Annotated in this window: 15 protein-coding genes; 9 read left to right on the forward strand and 6 right to left on the reverse strand. The window is 72.4% G+C overall.

The window, feature by feature from the left end; all coding sequences use genetic code 11:
* Nucleotides 1–89: 89 nt before the first annotated feature.
* Nucleotides 90–989 (forward strand): NYN domain-containing protein, encoded by a 900-nt coding sequence (locus ACY0PA_RS27315; protein ID WP_473080245.1) that lies wholly within the window; start codon nt 90–92, stop codon nt 987–989.
* Nucleotides 990–1,018: 29 nt separating this feature from the next.
* Here the strand turns inward: ACY0PA_RS27315 and ACY0PA_RS27320 are convergent, their stop codons facing one another.
* Both ACY0PA_RS27320 and ACY0PA_RS27325 read right to left on the reverse strand, forming a co-directional pair.
* Nucleotides 1,019–1,897, reverse strand: coding sequence for an alpha/beta fold hydrolase (locus tag ACY0PA_RS27320; protein WP_473080246.1), 879 nt, complete (start codon nt 1,895–1,897; stop codon nt 1,019–1,021).
* A gap of 139 nt (nt 1,898–2,036) precedes the next feature.
* On the reverse strand, nt 2,037–4,172 hold the full coding sequence (locus tag ACY0PA_RS27325) for a DEAD/DEAH box helicase (RefSeq protein ID WP_473080247.1): 2,136 nt from the start codon (nt 4,170–4,172) through the stop codon (nt 2,037–2,039).
* A 519-nt stretch (nt 4,173–4,691) separates the two neighbouring features.
* On the opposite strand from ACY0PA_RS27325, the gene ACY0PA_RS27330 reads away from it, so the two are divergent.
* Nucleotides 4,692–5,426: a ferritin-like fold-containing protein gene (locus ACY0PA_RS27330; protein WP_100596696.1), complete on the forward strand. Its 735-nt coding sequence runs from the start codon at nt 4,692–4,694 to the stop codon at nt 5,424–5,426.
* A 28-nt stretch (nt 5,427–5,454) separates the two neighbouring features.
* Here the strand turns inward: ACY0PA_RS27330 and ACY0PA_RS27335 are convergent, their stop codons facing one another.
* From ACY0PA_RS27335 to ACY0PA_RS27350, 4 genes are all read right to left on the reverse strand, one after another.
* A complete protein-coding gene (locus ACY0PA_RS27335; protein ID WP_329570573.1) occupies nt 5,455–5,721 on the reverse strand; it encodes a hypothetical protein in 267 nt (88 codons plus the stop codon).
* A 203-nt stretch (nt 5,722–5,924) separates the two neighbouring features.
* Nucleotides 5,925–6,152, reverse strand: a complete 228-nt coding sequence (locus tag ACY0PA_RS27340) for a DUF3107 domain-containing protein (RefSeq protein WP_206302077.1) — start codon at nt 6,150–6,152, stop codon at nt 5,925–5,927.
* A 150-nt stretch (nt 6,153–6,302) separates the two neighbouring features.
* The gene (locus tag ACY0PA_RS27345; protein ID WP_100596647.1) at nt 6,303–6,944 is read right to left on the reverse strand and encodes a TetR/AcrR family transcriptional regulator; all 642 of its coding nucleotides are present in this window, start codon (nt 6,942–6,944) and stop codon (nt 6,303–6,305) included.
* A gap of 143 nt (nt 6,945–7,087) precedes the next feature.
* Nucleotides 7,088–7,306 (reverse strand): hypothetical protein, encoded by a 219-nt coding sequence (locus ACY0PA_RS27350; RefSeq protein WP_473080248.1) that lies wholly within the window; start codon nt 7,304–7,306, stop codon nt 7,088–7,090.
* Nucleotides 7,307–7,453: 147 nt separating this feature from the next.
* On the opposite strand from ACY0PA_RS27350, the gene ACY0PA_RS27355 reads away from it, so the two are divergent.
* From ACY0PA_RS27355 to moeZ, 7 genes are all read left to right on the forward strand, one after another.
* On the forward strand, nt 7,454–8,473 hold the full coding sequence (locus ACY0PA_RS27355; protein ID WP_473080249.1) for an alpha/beta fold hydrolase: 1,020 nt from the start codon (nt 7,454–7,456) through the stop codon (nt 8,471–8,473).
* Nucleotides 8,460–10,040 (forward strand): DUF3152 domain-containing protein, encoded by a 1,581-nt coding sequence (locus tag ACY0PA_RS27360; RefSeq protein ID WP_473080250.1) that lies wholly within the window; start codon nt 8,460–8,462, stop codon nt 10,038–10,040. Before ACY0PA_RS27355 ends, ACY0PA_RS27360 begins: the two co-directional genes overlap by 14 nt.
* Nucleotides 10,041–10,415: 375 nt before the next feature.
* Entirely contained in the window at nt 10,416–12,302 is a 1,887-nt protein-coding gene (locus ACY0PA_RS27365) for a DUF3492 domain-containing protein (protein ID WP_473080251.1), read from the forward strand.
* A 293-nt stretch (nt 12,303–12,595) separates the two neighbouring features.
* On the forward strand, nt 12,596–13,846 hold the full coding sequence (locus ACY0PA_RS27370; protein WP_473080252.1) for a hypothetical protein: 1,251 nt from the start codon (nt 12,596–12,598) through the stop codon (nt 13,844–13,846).
* 213 nt (nt 13,847–14,059) lie between these two features.
* Complete coding sequence (locus tag ACY0PA_RS27375) at nt 14,060–15,019, forward strand: NAD-dependent epimerase/dehydratase family protein (protein ID WP_473080253.1); 960 nt, start codon at nt 14,060–14,062, stop codon at nt 15,017–15,019.
* Nucleotides 15,007–15,756, forward strand: coding sequence for a spherulation-specific family 4 protein (locus tag ACY0PA_RS27380; RefSeq protein ID WP_473080254.1), 750 nt, complete (start codon nt 15,007–15,009; stop codon nt 15,754–15,756). Before ACY0PA_RS27375 ends, ACY0PA_RS27380 begins: the two co-directional genes overlap by 13 nt.
* A gap of 63 nt (nt 15,757–15,819) precedes the next feature.
* On the forward strand, nt 15,820–16,998 hold the full coding sequence (moeZ, locus tag ACY0PA_RS27385) for an adenylyltransferase/sulfurtransferase MoeZ (protein ID WP_473086449.1): 1,179 nt from the start codon (nt 15,820–15,822) through the stop codon (nt 16,996–16,998).
* Nucleotides 16,999–17,018 lie beyond the last annotated feature (20 nt).

A 17,018-nucleotide genomic window follows, 5' to 3' on the forward strand; every position in this document is an offset into this window, starting at 1 on the left:
CGCTAAGGAAATTTTTCGCGAGGCTAATTACCCGCGGGTAGCGGGACCGGTTGTGTTCGCAGCGTGACGGCCGGGACAATGGGCCGCATATGAACGACGACCTGACGGCCATCCGCGCGGAGCTCGACCGTACGAACGAGCTGCTCACGCGCATGCTCGCCGAAGTGGCCAAGACCCCGTCCACCCACGCGATCTTCGTGGACGCCGGATACCTCTACGCCGCCGCCGGCCGCCTCGCCACCGGGACCGAGGACCGCAGAGCCTTCGACCTGGACGCCGAAGGGATCGTCGACGCCCTCATCGACAAGGCCCGCACGATCTTCGCGGACAGCCGGCTGCTGCGCGTCTACTGGTACGACGGCGCCCGGCGCCGCATCCACACGAACGAGCAGCAGTCGATCGCCGAGCTGCCCGACGTGAAGGTCAGGCTCGGCAACCTCAACGCCAACAACCAGCAGAAGGGCGTCGACTCCCTGATCCGCACGGACCTGGAGTCGCTCGCCCGGCACCGCGCCATCAGCGACGCCGCGCTCATCGGCGGGGACGAGGACCTCGTCTCCGCGGTCGAGGCCGCGCAGGGCTACGGCGCACGCGTCCACCTGTGGGGCATCGAGGCGCCCGAGGGCCCCAACCAGGCGGACCCGCTCCGGTGGGAGGTCGACAGCCAGCGCACGTTCGACCTGGCGTTCTTCAAGCCGTACGTGTCACGGCGCACCGCCACGGCGACGTACGAGAACGCGGGCACGCCCCGCCCCTCGCGGGAGGACGTGCGCTTCGTCGGCGCGCAGGTCGCCGCGAAGTGGCTCGCCGCGCGCGGCAGGGAGGCGCTGGTGGAGCTGCTGCCGGGGCACCCGTATCTGCCCGGGCCCGTCGATCAGGAGCTGCTCGTCGAGGCGGAGGCCCTGCTGCAGTACTCGCTGCGGGGGCAGTCCGATCTGCGGCGCGCCCTGCGGGACGGCTTCTGGAGCCATCTCCAGGCGCAGTACTAGTACGGCGGCGGCCGCCGGCTGGACCTCGGCTAGACCACGGGCGGGTGCAGGTCCCAGAACTCCGCCAGGGCCGCCGCGGTCGCCTGGGGGCGGTCCGTGTTCGGGGAGTGCTCCGCGTCCGCGATGACGGTCCTGCGGGCCGTCAGGCGTACGGCCATCGAGTCGAGGAGCTGCACCGGCCAGGTGTCGTCGCGCTCGCCCGACAGCACGTGCTTGGGCAGCCGGACGGCCGCCAGCTCGTCGACCAGGTCGGGCTCTGTGCACAACTGGCGGCCGGTCGCGATGAGCTGCGCCGGACTGTTGAGCAGCCAGCGGTGCCGCAGGGCGGCGTCGTCGTCCGCGCCCGCTCCCGGGGCGTCCGTATCCTCCGGGGCGTCGAGCGCCTGCATCGCGTCCCAAACCCGCGCCATGTCGAGCACGGCGAGCGCGTCCCGCAGCAGCTTGACGCGCTCCTGCTGCGACGGCGAGATCTGGGCCGGGCCCGAGGACATGAGGGTGAGCGAGGCGAACGGCGTCGCGTCGATCAGCACGGCGGCCCGGGCGATCTGCCCGCCGAGCGAGTGCCCCACCAGATGCAGCGGCGTCCCGTCGTCCACGGCGGCTGCCTGTGCGAGCACATCGCGGGCCAACTCCCGCTGTGCGTAAGGGGATTCGTCGTCGAGCGGTCCCGTCGACTCGTACTGCCCGCGCCCGTCCACGGCGACCGTGCGGTACCCGGCGGCGGCGAGCGGTATGTGCAGGGCGATGAAGTCCTCCTTGCTGCCGGTGAACCCGGGCAGCAGGAGGGCGGTGCCGGTGTGCCCGGCGTCCTGCGGACCGGCACTGATGGCGGCGAAGTCGCCGCGCTCGGTCCGAAGAACGTGGGCGACGGCGCCGGGCGGCGGGACGAAAACGGGAGGCCGACTCATGCGACGAGGCTAACCGCAGCGCCGCCGCGGGTCATTCGGGGCGGGGCGGGGCTCTTTGCGGCCTCCGTGACCGTGAACACCAATGGCCCGGCACCCGCTTTCGCGGGTGCCGGGCCATTGGCTTGCTACGTGGTCCTGCTCAGCTCTCCGTCGGCTCCGCGGCCTTGCGGGTGCGGCGGCGGGGCTTGGCGGGCGCCTCCTCGGCGGACGCGTCGGCGGTGGCCTTGGGGGCCGCGGCCTTGCGCGTGCGCTTCGGCTTCGTCTCCGTGACCTCGGCAGCCGCGTCGGCGGTCGCCTTGGGGGCGGCGGCCTTACGGGTGCGCTTCGGCTTGGTCTCCGCAGGAGCTTCGACCGCCTCGACCGTGTCGGCGACAGCCTCCGCGGTCTTGCGGGTGCGGCGGCGCGGCTTGGTCTCGGCCTCCTCGGCGACGACCGCGTCGGCGGTGGCCTTCGGGGCGGCGGCCTTGCGGGTGCGCTTCGGCTTGGCCTCGGCGACCTCCGTCGCCTCGACGGTGTCCGCCACGGCCTCGGCCTTGGGCGCTGCCTTGCGGGTGCGCTTCGGCTTGGTCTGGGCAGGAGCCTCGACCGACTCGACGGCCTCGACCGTGTCGACGACGGCCTCCGCGGCCTTGCGGGTGCGGCGGCGCGGCCTCGGGACCGTCGCCTCGACGGTCTCGGCGGCCTCCTCGGAGACGGCCGCCTTGGGGACGGCGGCCTTACGGGTGCGCTTCGGCTTGGTCTCCACGGCCTCGGGCGCCTCGACCGTGTCGACGACAGCCTCGGCCGTAACGACGGCGGCGGACTCGACGACGGCCTCCGGCGCGGCGCCCGAACGGGTGCGACGGCGGCGACGCGGCGTACGCGGCTCCACCACCGTGGCGTCCACGGCCTCGGAGGCCGCGACCGCCTCGGCCGGAGCCGTCTTCGGCTCGTTCGCCGTCGGGGCGGCCACCGGCTCGCCGTTACGGATACGGCGACGGCGGCGCGGCGTCGTACGCGCCGGACGCGGCTCGCGCTCGCGCTCCTCGACGGGAGCCGGAGCGGCCGTGCGGCCACCACGGCCGCCGCGCCCGCCACGGCCACCGGTCTCGCCGAGGTCCTCGACCTCTTCGGCGGCAAGGCCGGCCCGGGTGCGCTCGGCGCGCGGCAGTACGCCCTTCGTGCCGGCCGGGATGTTCAGCTCCTCGTACAGGTGCGGAGACGACGAGTACGTCTCGACCGGGTCGGGGAACTTCAGGTCCAGCGCCTTGTTGATCAGCTGCCAGCGCGGGATGTCGTCCCAGTCGACCAGCGTGATCGCGATGCCCTTGGCGCCGGCGCGGCCCGTACGGCCGATGCGGTGCAGGTACGTCTTCTCGTCCTCGGGGGACTGGTAGTTGATGACGTGCGTGACACCCTCGACGTCGATGCCGCGAGCGGCGACGTCGGTGCAGACGAGCACGTCCACCTTGCCGTTGCGGAACGCCCGCAGGGCCTGCTCACGCGCGCCCTGGCCGAGGTCACCGTGGACGGCGCCGGACGCGAAGCCGCGCTTCTGCAGCTGGTCGGCGATGTCCGCGGCGGTCCGCTTCGTACGGCAGAAGATCATCGCGAGCCCGCGGCCGTCGGCCTGCAGGATGCGCGCGACCATCTCCGGCTTGTCCATGTTGTGCGCGCGGTAGACGTGCTGCGAGGTGTTCGCGACCGTCGCGCCCTCGCCGTCGGGCGACGTGGCGCGGATGTGCGTCGGCTGCGACATGTAGCGACGGGCCAGGCCGATGACGGCGCCGGGCATCGTCGCGGAGAACAGCATGGTCTGGCGCTTCGCCGGAAGCATGTTGATGATCTTCTCGACGTCGGGCAGGAAGCCCAGGTCGAGCATCTCGTCGGCCTCGTCGAGGACCAGGGACTTGATGTGCTTCAGGTTGAGCTTCTTCTGGCCCGCGAGGTCGAGGAGACGGCCCGGGGTGCCGACGACGACGTCGATGCCCTTCTTGAGCGCCTCGACCTGCGGCTCGTAGGCACGGCCGCCGTATATGGCGAGGACGCGCACATTGCGCACCTTGCCGGCGGTCAGCAGGTCGTTCGTGACCTGCTGGCACAGCTCACGGGTGGGGACGACGACGAGCGCCTGCGGGGCGTCGGTCAGCTGCTCGGGCTGCGCCCGGCCCGCCTCGACGTCCGCGGGCACGGTGACGCGCTCGAGGAGCGGAAGCCCGAAGCCGAGCGTCTTGCCGGTGCCGGTCTTGGCCTGGCCGATGACGTCGGTGCCGGAGAGCGCTACGGGGAGCGTCATCTCCTGGATGGGGAAGGGATTGATGATGCCGACGGCCTCGAGGGCTTCGGCGGTCTCGGGAAGGATCCCAAGGTCTCGGAACGTAGAAATCTGCTGCGTAGTCAGGGTGTTGCCTCTTCTGTGAGACGCGGTGCGAGGCGAACGCGGGGGTCGTGACCGTGCCGATTGATCGCCGGTCGCCAGCGAGAGGCGGGCGGGCCGGGTGACGCGGGACCACTGCCGACGCTCGAGCGCTCGTACCGCTGAGGGATTCCCTCCTCTTGCCGTACGTCGTGTGACGTACCGCCCGGAGGGCTGTCGGGTCGGAGCCGATCGGGCCACCGACCGGGCATCCTCATTCATGAAGCCCGTCGAAACGCGTACAAACAGACGCGTAAAAGTGCTGCTCGTACCCGGCGGGCTCTTTACCACCATACCCCGGAATCGCGCATGTGCGATGGCCGAATTGGTCACGTAGTCGTCGTCACAGTCATTGACCAGGGACTTCCGAGCGGCGGTCGGCGGGCTATTGTGCCGTTCATGGAGACGCCTGACACCGCCGCCGCAGCCGACGAACCCACCGGAATCGCCGCCCAGGACTGGGCGAAGGCATCCGTCGACCCCCATTACCGCGCAGCGGTCGTGGATCTGCTCGGCGCACTCGCGTACGGAGAGCTGGCCGCCTTCGAGCGGCTCGCCGAGGACGCGAAGCTGGCGCCGACGCTCGGAGACAAGGCCGAGCTCGCGAAAATGGCGTCCGCAGAATTCCACCACTTCGAGCAGCTGCACGACCGGCTCTCGGCGATCGGCGTCGCGCCGACCGAGGCGATGGAGCCCTTCGTCGCCGCGCTCGACGGCTTCCACAAGCAGACCGCGCCGTCGGACTGGCTGGAAGGCCTGGTCAAGGCGTACGTCGGCGACTCGATCGCCAGTGACTTCTACCGCGAGGTCGCCGCGCGCCTCGACTCGGACACCCGCTCCCTCGTCCTCGCCGTCCTCGACGACACCGGGCACGCCAGCTTCGCCGTGGAGAAGGTGCGGGCCGCGATCGAGGCCGAGCCGCGCGTGGGCGGGCGGCTCGCGCTGTGGGCGCGACGCCTGATGGGTGAGGCGCTCTCGCAGTCGCAGCGGGTCGTCGCCGACCGGGACGCCCTGTCGACGATGCTCGTCGGCGGCGTGGCCGACGGTTTCGACCTCGCGGAGGTCGGCCGGATGTTCTCGCGGATCACCGAGGCGCACACCAAGCGGATGGCCGCGCTGGGGCTCGCGGCCTGAGGCCGCCTCACCGCCGGTCGGTCACGGCCTAGGCCGGCGCCGACCGGCGGACCGGGGCAGAGGGGCGGAGCAGCAGCGACAGGAGCGCCACGCCCACGACGACCGCTCCGACGAGGGTGGCAAGGGCGTGGCCGGAGCCGAGCGCGGTGTGGGTCAGAAACGCCCCGAAGAGCGCACCCGCGATTCCTGTCGGCAGCACGAGCGCCCGGGGCGGGAGCCGGCGGGGCAGGCGGACAGTCGCGGCCCAGGCGAGGCCGAAGCCGAGCAGGGCGGAGCCGAGCGCTTCGAGGAGCATTGTGTGGGGTCCCTCCCGCATTGGCCGTGGTGCAAATCGGTCGTGACCGGTGTACCCCCAGGCCGCGGAATGCAATCCTCCCCGTATGGCTTCGCTGTGCTCGCGCTGTGAAGGGCGGGGCGTCGCGGACAGGCACGGGAAAGGCCCGGTGGCTGTTGCCACCGGGCCTTTCCCGTATGTCTTCCGTGCCGCCGTACGTGTGGTTACACCGGGCCGAAGCCCACCTTGCGTACCGTCGGCTCACCGATCTCCACGTACGCCAGGCGCTCGGCCGGCACCAGGACCTTGCGGCCGTGCTCGTCCACCAGAGTCAGCAGCTGCACCTTGCCGGACAGTGCCTCGGACACCGCGCTCTCGACTTCCTCGGCGGTCTGGCCGCTCTCCAGAACGATCTCGCGGGGCGTGTGCTGCACGCCGATCTTGACCTCCACGGCCTTGTCCCTCCGACGATCCGTGATGTGCGCGGACGACCGCGCCGTACCCACCACACATTAGCCCGGTGAGGGGACGTACCCGGCGTCCAGGCTGCACGCCAGGAGCGAACAAGACCGTAAACGCCGCGCGCCGTGCGCCGCGCCTCGTCAGTGGTGGTCGGTGCCGTGCAGCGGGAAGCCGGCGATGCCCCGCCACGCCAGGGATGTCAGGAGCTGCACGGCCTTGTCGCGGGGCATCGTCGACTTACTGGAGAGCCAGTAGCGCGCCACGACCTGCGATACGCCGCCCAGGCCGACGGCGAGCAGCATCGACTCGTCCTTGGACAGGCCGGTGTCCTCGGCGATGACGTCGGAGATCGCCTCCGCGCACTGCAGGCTGACGCGGTCCACGCGCTCGCGCACCGCGGGCTCGTTCGTCAGGTCCGACTCGAAGACCAGGCGGAACGCGCCGCCCTCGTCCTCCACGTAGGCGAAGTACGCGTCCATCGTGGCCGCGACCCGCTGCTTGTTGTCGGACGTGGAGGCCAGTGCCGTGCGCACGGCCAGCAGGAGCGCCTCGCAGTGCTGGTCGAGCAGGGCAAGGTAGAGGTCGAGCTTGCCGGGGAAGTGCTGGTAGAGCACCGGCTTGCTGACGCCCGCGCGCTCCGCGATGTCGTCCATGGCCGCCGCGTGGTATCCCTGTGCGACGAATACCTCCTGGGCCGCGCCCAGGAGCTGGTTACGTCGGGCACGGCGCGGCAGGCGCGTGCCCCGAGGGCGCGCTGCCTCTGTCTGCTCGATGGCTGTCACGCCGCCTCCCAAGATTGTCCGTTGCGGTGTGCGCCGCTTCGCCATCGTACTTTTCGGTAACCGTGGTGTGCGCGGTGCGAACGCACAATTTCACGGACCGGACAGCTATGGAAACCGTCCGCATGCGGGCAAATACGGGCAGGTCACCGATAGTCGTCCTCGTCCAGCTCCACCACGCGGGCCTGTTCGGCACGGTCCGCCTCGTTCGCGGCGTCCGGGTCCGCGTCCGACGGAGGCTCGTCCCGGTGCGGAGCGAGCTCCGTGAGCTGCTCGGCCGCGTCCGCCTCGGGGGCCTCGACGCCGAACTCCGTGTCATCCTCCTGCGCCTCGAATGTCTCGGGGTCGGATGGGTCGACCGTCATGGCGGCTCCCTTCCCTCATGTGTCCTTGCCGTCCTCATGTGGGCGGGTGCCCAGATCCGAGCGTAGGAGACACCAGAACCGGGCGCGATGCGATCTGTGACGGCGAACACACGATCCAGTGCGTGATCGTCTCGTAACATATCCCGCATGTCTTCGACCGAGTCGCCGCGTGTGCCCGCCGCTGTCGCGGCCGTGGGGCCCAAGCCGGCCACCGTCAGGGTCGCGGAGGGCGAGCGGCTCGGCTCGGTCGGCCTTCCGGGGCTCACGCTCACCATCCGTTCCCGCCCCGGCACCCGCGCAGGGCTGCCGCCCGCGCTGTACGTGCACGGCCTCGGCGGCTCCTCCCAGAACTGGTCGGCCCTCATGCCGCTCCTGGAGGACGTCGTCGACGGCGAGGCGCTCGATCTGCCCGGCTTCGGCGACTCACCGCCGCCGGACGACGGCGACTACTCGGTGACCGGGCACGCCCGCGCCGTCATCCGCCACCTCGACGCGGCGGGCCGCGGACCCGTCCACCTCGTCGGCAACTCCCTCGGCGGGGCGATCACGACCCGGGTCGCGGCCGTACGGCCCGACCTCGTGCGCACCCTCACGCTCGTTTCGCCCGCGCTGCCCGAGATCCGCGTGCAGCGCACGGCGGTACCGACCGCACTGCTTGCCGTACCGGGCGTGGCCTCGCTCTTCACTCGCCTCACCAGGGACTGGACCGCCGAACAGCGGGTTCGCGGCGTCACGGCGCTCTGCTACGGGGATCCCGGCCGGGTCAGCCCCGACGGGTACCGGGCCGCCGTCGAGGAGATGGAGCGACGGCTTCAACTGCCTTATTTCTGGGACGCGATGGCCCGTTCGGCGCGTGGCGTCGTGAACGCGTACACCTTGGGCGGGCAGCATGGGCTCTGGCGTCAGGCCGAACGTGTCCTCGCGCCCACGCTCCTCGTCTACGGTGGACGCGATCAGCTCGTGTCCTACCGGATGGCGGGGCGGGCCGCGCGGACGTTCCGTTCCTCGCGGCTCCTGACCCTGCCGGACGCGGGGCACGTGGCGATGATGGAGTATCCGGAGACGGTCGCCACGGCGATGCGTGAACTCCTCGCGGATGCGGGGGAACTGACCGAAGGCGACAGGACGAGCGGGCGGGGAGCTGAGGCGGCGAGTGGGACGACATAGCCGCCGGGGGCCGGCACCGGCACCGACGCCCGCACCCCTGGACGACGCGGAGCCGGTCGCGGCAGGCCGCGGCCGTCGCCGACGCGGCGCCCCCGATGTCCCACGCCCCACCACGCCGGGACCCCAGGCGCAGCAGGGCGCCCCGCGCGGGCAGGCCCAGCCGGGGCCGGCCCCGTACCGCGGCGCACCGCCGAACGCCGGGCCGCCGCGCGGGTTCTCCGAGGCGACGCCCGCGCACGGATTTCCGCAGGCGACTCCGCCGCGTGGTTTCCCGCAGGCGACCCCGCCACGCGGCTTCCAGCAGGCGGCTCCGCCGCAGGGGCCCACGTCGCGTGGGTTCTCCGAGGCGACCCCCGCACATGGCTTTCCGCAGGCGACCCCGCCGCACGGTTTCCCGGCGCAGGGGACTCCGGCTCAAGGGTCGCCCCGTGTGACGCCGTCCCATGGATTTCCGCAGGGCACGCCCGCGCACGGCGTTCCGCATGTGCGGGGTGGGCATCCTGAGCAGTTCGAGGGGGGTGCCCGGGGCGAGACCCGGACGGGCGTCGGGTACGCGGCCGCGCCGGTCGTGCCGGCGCCGCGCAGCAGGCCGCGGCAGGAATACGTAGACGCGTTCGCCCAGCCGCCGCGGCCCCCGCAGCCCCGGCACCCCTCCGACCCGTACGGCGACGTCACCGACTGGGACGTGAAGGGCGGCGAACCCGACGAGGCCGCCGCCGGCTCTGCCGAGGACGAGGAGCCGGGTGACAAACGGCGCAAGGGCCGTACGTACACCGGCATCGCGGCCGCCGCTGTGACCACTGTGCTCGCGGTCGTCGTCGCCGGACATGTCGTCGAGGGGCGCGGCGACAAGGCCGACACCCAGGCGCAGCCCGCGGGAGGGCCCGACAAGCGGTTGACGAACGGGTCGGCGTCGCGTTCGGACGACCGGGCCACCCCCGGGGGCAAGGCGCGGCCCGTCACCCCGCTGACGTACGACCAGAAGATGGGCAAGACGTATCCCCTGTCCGCCAAGCTCAAGGGTTCCGGGAAGTTCACGGCGGTGCCCGGATTCGACAGGGCACCGGGCAAGGGGCAGAAGTTCCGGTACCGGATCGACGTCGAGAACGGGCTCGGGCTCGACGCCGGGCTTTTCGCGCAGGCCGTGCAGAAGACCCTGAACGACGACCGCAGTTGGGCCCATGACGGCGGCAGGACTTTCGAGCGGATTTCCTCCGGAAAGCCCGACTTCGTGATTACGCTCGCCAGTCCGGGGACCACCGGCGTCTGGTGCGAGAAATCCGGGCTCGACACGACCGAGGACAATGTGTCCTGCGATTCCGCCGCCACCGACCGCGTCATGATCAACGCCTATCGGTGGGCGCAGGGATCGACGACGTACGGGAACAAGATCCATCTGTACCGGCAGATGCTCATCAATCACGAGGTCGGGCACCGGCTCGGGTTCAACCACGTGACCTGCACGAAGAACGGCGCGCTCGCGCCCGTCATGCAGCAGCAGACCAAGTTTCTGACCTTCGACGGAATCACCTGCAAGCCCAACCCCTGGGCCTTTCCCGAGGGTTGATCCGCGGGGCGCGTGGCGCGGGGCGCGCGTGGCGCAAGGGGCGCGTCGTCGAGTGCGGCACCGTGTACGGGTTCTACGGCGCGCCGCAGGGCCGTACGCCCGGCAGCCGCTCGCCGCCGTGCCGGCGCGCGATCCGCCCGTCGCCGCGCGGCGACGCACCGCGCGCAGGGAGCTGGCCGCAGCATGACACTCCGTAACTGAATGGGCGTGTAGCGCGACAGAACGCCACCCGCACGGGAAAGTTACGGCCGTTCACCCCTTTTGGTGGCGTGATGGACAACCGTCCATCACGCCACCGGCATGTCCGCATACGTTCGTCCCGCTGAGCCACCGGACCAACGGCGGCTCCCCAGACGGGAGATCGGGGGTGTACTCGTGCGCATCGGACTGCTTACGGAGGGTGGCTATCCGTATGTGAGCGGTGAGGCCAGACTCTGGTGCGACCGGCTCGTGCGCGGGCTCGAGCAGCATGAGTTCGACCTCTACGCGCTCAGCCGCAGCCAGGACCAGGAGGACCGCGGCTGGATCGAACTGCCGCCGCAGGTCAGCCGGGTGCGCACCGCTCCGGTGTGGACCGCCGACGACGACGGCATCGGCTACGGGCGCCGCAGCAGGCGGCGCTTCGCCGACGCGTACGCGGAGCTGGCGGCGGCCGTCTGCACGGGCGCTTCCCCTGAGACCGCCGGCCTCGCGGGCGTGCCCGCCGACTCCTCGAGCGCCGAGGCGGACCGTTTCGGCAACGGGCTGTACAAGCTCGCCGAACTCGCCCGTGACGAAGGCGGACTCGTCGGCGCCCTGCGTTCCGAAACCGCCGTGCGCACGCTGGAGCGCGCCTGCCGCGCACCGGGCGCCCTGCGCGCGGCTCGCGCCGCCCGCGTCCCCGACCTCCTCGCCGTCGCCGGACACATCGAACGCGCCCTGCGCCCGCTCTCCCTCGACTGGTACGGCGACGACGGCCTCGGCTCGGTCGACCTGTGCCACGCCACCTCCGGCGGCCCCGCCGCCCTGCCCGGACTCGTCGCCCACCACTTCTCCGGCGTCCCCCTCCTCGTCACGGAGTACGGCGTACAGCTGCGGGCCCACTACATCGCGGCCGGCGACGCCGAACTGAGCGCCCCCGTACGGGCGATGCTCGCCGCCTTCCACGGCCGCCTCGCCGCCGAGACCTACCGGCAGGCCGCGATCATCACCCCGGGCAACACGCACGCCCGGCGCTGGCAGGAGCGGTGCGGCGCCGACCGCGCGAAACTGCGCACCGTCCACCCCGGCATGGAGTCCTCCCGCTTCGCCGAGATCGGCGAGCGCGAGGAGCCGGGGGAGCCCGGCACCCTGGTCTGGGTCGGCCGCATCGAACCCTCCAAGGACCTGATCTCTCTCCTCCACGCCTTCGCGGAGATCCGCAAGGACGAGCCCAAGGCCCGCCTGCGCCTCGTCGGAGCACCCGCCGACGGGCCCGAGGCGGCCGCCTACCTCGCCCACTGCAAGGCCCTCGCCGCCCAGCTCTTCCCCGACGAGGCGGAGGGCGCCCACGCGATGGGCGACAACCCCGTCTCCTTCGAGGAGATCGGCGGGCCCGAGACACCCGACCTCGCGGACGCGTACGCCGCCGGGAGCGTCGTCGTCCTGTCGAGCATCGTCGAGGGGTTCCCGATCAGCCTCGTCGAGGCGATGTTCTGCGGACGCGCCACGGTCTCGACCGACGCGGGCGCCGTCGTCGAGGTCATCGGCGGCACCGGCCTGGTGGTCCCGCCGCGCAACCCGCGGGCGCTCGCCGAGGCCTGTGTGTCGCTGCTGCGGGACCCGGGGCGCCGCGAGCGCCTCGGCGCGGCCGCGCGGGCACGGGCGCTCGAACTCTTCACCGTCGAGCAGAACATCACGGCATTTCACGGCATTTACCTGGAGATCGTTTCCCACTGCCCCGTGCGCCGTGAACCCGTGGACGACGCGGGCGAACCCCTGCCCTTCGCCAACCCTCCGGAGGCCCATGTACCGGGCCGCTGGACCGCACCGACGAGCGAGTCGGGCGGGGGTTTCGGGACGTGGCTGGCGGGGCGCTCCGCTTCTGGGGGCGCGCCTGGTTGGGCGGAGGGGGAGGGGGAGGCCGCCGGCTCGGGCAGGGCCGGCGGTTTGGGCGGGGGCGTTGGCTCGGGTGAGGGGACCGGCTCGGGCGGAGCCGTCGGTTCGGGCGGTGGCGGGGAGCGGCCGGCCGGTGAGCACGGGCAGTTGGCCGGGGCGTTTCCCGGTGGGGAGGCGGACGCGTGAGCGGGCGGGAGTTGGGCGAGACGGTCGTGGGCGCGGGCTTGGACGCGCCGCAGGTGCCGGGTGGCGCGGACGCGTGGGGGACGGGGTCGCAGGAGGCGTTGGGGGAGGCTGGGCCTGGGGCAGGCGCTGAGTCGGGGCTGGCTCGGGGGCCTGAGACGGGGTTGGGCGTTGGGCCGGGGCCGGGTGCTGAGCCGGTTGCGGGGCCGGACGGTGAGCCGGAATCGGGACGGCGGGCGGAGCCGGGGCCGGTGCCGGGGGCTGGACCGGGGTTTCCGGCCCGGGGACTCGACTCCGTGCCTGCCGACGAAGCCTTGCTGAACGAACCCGCGGCCTGGCGCGCCGACGCCGCATCCGCATCCGCGCCAACGGGCAGCCCGCTCCCCGATACGCCCCTGGCGCCGGCCTCCCCTCCCTCCGGCACCGCCCACCCCGGCAGCCTCCCCAAGGCAGACGAGGCCAGCGGCGGCAGTCGGCGCCGTACGGGCGTGGACCCTGTGAAAGCCCTGATGCACCGGCACCGCGAGCTCTGCGAGCGTGCCGTCGACCCCCTGGAGATCGCGGCCGGTCTGGAAGCCCACGGCCTCACCGACCGGACCGCTGCCCGCTTCCGGCACCGCGACGTCTTCTCGCTCGCCGAAGAGATGCACGCGCGCATGCCCCGCGGCAGCGACATCGAACCGGAAACCCGGCACGCCGCATCCGACACACCTCACGGCCGGCGCCCCGTCTGGGCCGTCCTCACGCTGCTGCCCGGCGCGCTGGGCGCCCTCACCCTCGTAGGACTCAACTTCACCGAGGGACGGATGCGACTCGCGGTCGGGGCCGGCGGCGTGCTCGCCGTCTCCGCCGCACTCCGCGCCGCCCTGCGCCGGGGCCCGCTGCGCGCCACCGCCCACACCGTGCCCGCCGCCCGCGCCTGGACCTGTTGGCTCCTCGCCTATGCCCTCCTCGGCGACGGACTCCTGACAGCTGCTGTCGCGGGCGGCCCCGACGAGGCCTGGGCCCCCGCCACCGCCCCCCTCCTCGCCCTGGCCTTCGCCGTCGCGCCCGGCGCCTGGTGCGCCCAGCTCTTCGGCACAGTCGCCCGGCGCAGGCTCGCCTCCAGCCGGGGCCTCGAAGAGTTCGCCGCCTCCGTGCGCCCCCTCCTCCTCGCCGTCTTCGCGCTCTTCCTGTGCGCGCTGTGCGCCCTCATCGGGGTGGCCGCCGCCGTACTAGGCCAGGACGCCGCATACGCCGGCGCCGGAACGCTCGGCGCGCTCCTGCTGCTCGCCCGCCTGCTCACGGCGCACGGCCGTACCCACGCGCCCGCCGTCGTCCTCGGCGCGGCCGCCGCGGCCGAGGCGCTCGCCGTCTCCACCGTGTTCGCAGGACGCCTTCCCGGCTGCGGCTTCCTCGCCGTCCCCGTAGAGACGGCCGTCGACGCCTGGGGGCCCGGCACCGTACCCGCCCTGGCCTGTGGCGCCGCCGTGCTCACCCTCCTCGTCCACGCGGCCCGCACCCTCACCCGGGCCTCCGCCCACGCGCCCACGGACGCCGCCCCGTGACCGCGCCCGACGCCGTACGACCACACGAAGCGGCCGGCCGGCCGCTCCCCTCCCGCGGGGCCGACACCGCGGGCCTTCCGAAGACCCACGGCAACACCCCTAAGGAGAACGCGAGATGACCATCCCTCCCCCTGGAGGCCCCGAACCATCCGGACACCCCGGGCGTCCAGGACTTCCCGGAGAACTCGGAGAGCTCACCCGGGGAGCCGCCCGATGAGGGTGCTGCTGATCGGAGCCAACGGATACCTCGGCCGCTTCGTCGCCGACCGCCTGCTCGCCGACCCCGCCGTGCAGCTCACCGCACTCGGCCGGGGAGACGACGCGGACGTACGGTTCGACCTCGCCACCGGAAGCCCGGGCGCACTGACCCGCTTCCTCGACGCGGTCCACCCGGGAGTCGTCATCAACTGCGCGGGAGCCACCCGCGGCGGCGCCCGCGACCTCACCCGCCACAACACCGTCGCCGTCGCCACCGTCTGCGAGGCCCTGCGGCGCAGCGGCTGCGGCGCCCGCCTCGTCCAGATCGGCTGCGGCGCCGAGTACGGGCCCTCGCAGCCCGGCTCCTCCACCGCTGAGGATGCCGTGCCGCGGCCCGGCGGACCGTACGGCGTGAGCAAGCTCGCCGCGACGGAACTCGTCCTCGGCTCCGGCCTCGACGCCGTCGTCCTGCGCGTGTTCTCCCCGGCCGGGCCCGGCACCCCCGCCGGCTCGCCCCTCGGCCGTCTCGCCGAGGCCATGCGCCGCGCCATGCAGTCCGGCGACGGCGAACTCAAGCTCGGCGGACTCGGCGCGCAGCGCGACTTCATCGACGTACGCGACGTGGCCCGCGCCGTCCACGCCGCCTCGCTCTCCGCCGCGCAGGGCGTCATCAACATCGGCTCGGGCCGCGCCGTCCGGCTGCGGGACGCGGCGTCCGTGCTCGCCCGCGTCGCCGGCTTCGGCGGCGCGCTCCACGAGCTCGACTCACCCGGCGGCCCCGTCCGCCCGACGCTCGGCCACCCCCGCTCCGACCCCGACCACATGGCACCCGCCGCGTACCCGTACCCGGACGGCTGCGGCAGCTGGCAGCAGGCCGACGTGCGCACCGCACGCGACCGGCTCGGCTGGCGCCCCCGCATCAACCTCGAGGAATCACTCGCCGACATCTGGATGGAAGCGGCATGCCGTATCTGACCCCCACCGCCCCCGGGACCGCGAGCACCGACATACGGCTCGGCTTCGGTATCCCCGGCTACGCACACCCCCTCATGGCGCCCGTCGAATGGGCCGAACTCACCCGTCCCGGCGCTCCCTTGCACTGGGTCGTCCTGAACGTCGCGGACGGCCCCGGGGCCCGCCCCGACCCGCACTGCCTCGAAGCCGCGGGCAGGCTGCGCAACCGCGACGTACGGGTCCTCGGGCACCTCGATCTCACCTACGGCGCCCGCTCGTTCGGCGAGGTCGTCTCCGACGCCCACCGCTATCTCGACTGGTACCGCGTCGACGGGTTCTCCCTCGACCGCTGCCCGACCGAGCGGGCCGCCCTCCCCGAGATCCGCCGTATCGTCACCACGCTGCGCGCCCTGTGTGAGGACGCCCACATCGTCCTCGGGCACGGCACGCACCCGTATCCCGGCTACGCCGAGACCGCTGATCAGTTGGTGACCTTCTCCGGGCCGTGGAGCGACTACCGCTGGTCCCAGGTCGCCGAGTGGACGGCCGACTACCCGCCCGAGCGCTTCTGTCACCTGGTGCACGGCGTGCCCCGCGGGCACCTCGACGAGGCGCTGCGCATCGCCCGCTGGCAGGGCGCCGGGACGATCTACTTCACCGACCGCACGGACCGCGGCGGCGCCGCCGACCCCTGGGAGGCCATGCCCGGGTACTGGGACGACATCGTCTCGCGGGTCGGAACGGGTGTCTCGGAATGAAGAGGGGCGTGGCAGTGTTGACGGAATCACCACTGTTCGGAAATGACGATCAACGGAGCCCCCGTGTCGCTGCCACCCCTGGTAGAGCCAGCTGCTGAGCTCACCGTAGACGAGGTCCGCAGGTACTCCCGCCACCTGATCATCCCCGATGTCGGGATGGACGGGCAGAAGCGGCTGAAGAACGCCAAGGTGCTCGCCGTGGGCGCCGGCGGCCTCGGTTCGCCGGCGCTCATGTACCTGGCCGCGGCCGGTGTGGGCACGCTCGGCATCGTCGAGTTCGACGAGGTCGACGAGTCGAACCTGCAGCGCCAGATCATCCACAGCCAGGCCGACATCGGCCGCTCCAAGGCCGAGTCCGCCAAGGACTCCGTCCTCGGCATCAACCCGTACGTGAACGTGATCCTCCACGAAGAGCGGCTCGAGGCCGAGAACGTGATGGACATCTTCAGCCAGTACGACCTGATCGTCGACGGCACGGACAACTTCGCGACCCGCTACCTGGTCAACGACGCGTGCGTGCTGCTCAACAAGCCGTACGTGTGGGGCTCGATCTACCGCTTCGACGGCCAGGCCTCGGTCTTCTGGTCCGAGCACGGCCCGTGCTACCGCTGCCTCTACCCGGAGCCCCCGCCCCCCGGCATGGTCCCCTCCTGCGCCGAGGGCGGCGTCCTGGGTGTGCTGTGCGCGTCCATCGGCTCCATCCAGGTCACCGAGGCGATCAAGGTCCTCGCGGGTGTCGGCGAGCCGCTCGTCGGCCGCCTGATGATCTACGACGCCCTGGAGATGCAGTACCGCCAGGTCAAGGTCCGCAAGGACCCCGACTGCGCGGTCTGCGGCCCGAACGCCACCGTCACCGAGCTCATCGACTACGAGGCCTTCTGCGGCGTCGTGTCCGAGGAGGCCCAGGAGGCGGCGGCCGGCGCGACGATCACTCCCAAGCAGCTCAAGGAGTGGATCGACGACGGCGAGAACATCGAGATCATCGACGTCCGCGAGCCGAACGAGTACGAGATCGTCTCGATCCCCGGCGCCCGGCTGATCCCGAAGAACGAGTTCCTCATGGGCACCGCCCTGGAGAGCCTCCCGCAGGACAAGAAGATCGTCTTGCATTGCAAGACGGGTGTCCGCAGTGCGGAAGTCCTCGCCGTTCTGAAGTCCGCGGGCTTTGCGGACGCCGTGCACGTCGGCGGCGGCGTGATCGGCTGGGTCAACCAGATCGAGCCCGAGAAGCCGGTCTACTAGACCGCCCGTCGGCCCGCGCG

It is taken from the genome of Streptomyces sp. DS1-CR2 (assembly GCF_055760475.1).

Bases quoted from the DNA above. Each gene is read 5' to 3' on its own strand.
- ACY0PA_RS27315 (WP_473080245.1), top strand. From the start codon at position 90: ATGAACGACGACCTGACGGCCATCCGCGCGGAGCTCGACCGTACGAAC.
- ACY0PA_RS27320 (WP_473080246.1), bottom strand. From the start codon at position 1,897: ATGAGTCGGCCTCCCGTTTTCGTCCCGCCGCCCGGCGCCGTCGCCCAC.
- ACY0PA_RS27325 (WP_473080247.1), bottom strand. From the start codon at position 4,172: ATGACGCTCCCCGTAGCGCTCTCCGGCACCGACGTCATCGGCCAGGCC.
- ACY0PA_RS27330 (WP_100596696.1), top strand. From the start codon at position 4,692: ATGGAGACGCCTGACACCGCCGCCGCAGCCGACGAACCCACCGGAATC.
- ACY0PA_RS27335 (WP_329570573.1), bottom strand. From the start codon at position 5,721: ATGCTCCTCGAAGCGCTCGGCTCCGCCCTGCTCGGCTTCGGCCTCGCC.
- ACY0PA_RS27350 (WP_473080248.1), bottom strand. From the start codon at position 7,306: ATGACGGTCGACCCATCCGACCCCGAGACATTCGAGGCGCAGGAGGAT.
- ACY0PA_RS27355 (WP_473080249.1), top strand. From the start codon at position 7,454: ATGTCTTCGACCGAGTCGCCGCGTGTGCCCGCCGCTGTCGCGGCCGTG.
- ACY0PA_RS27375 (WP_473080253.1), top strand. From the start codon at position 14,060: ATGAGGGTGCTGCTGATCGGAGCCAACGGATACCTCGGCCGCTTCGTC.
- ACY0PA_RS27380 (WP_473080254.1), top strand. From the start codon at position 15,007: ATGCCGTATCTGACCCCCACCGCCCCCGGGACCGCGAGCACCGACATA.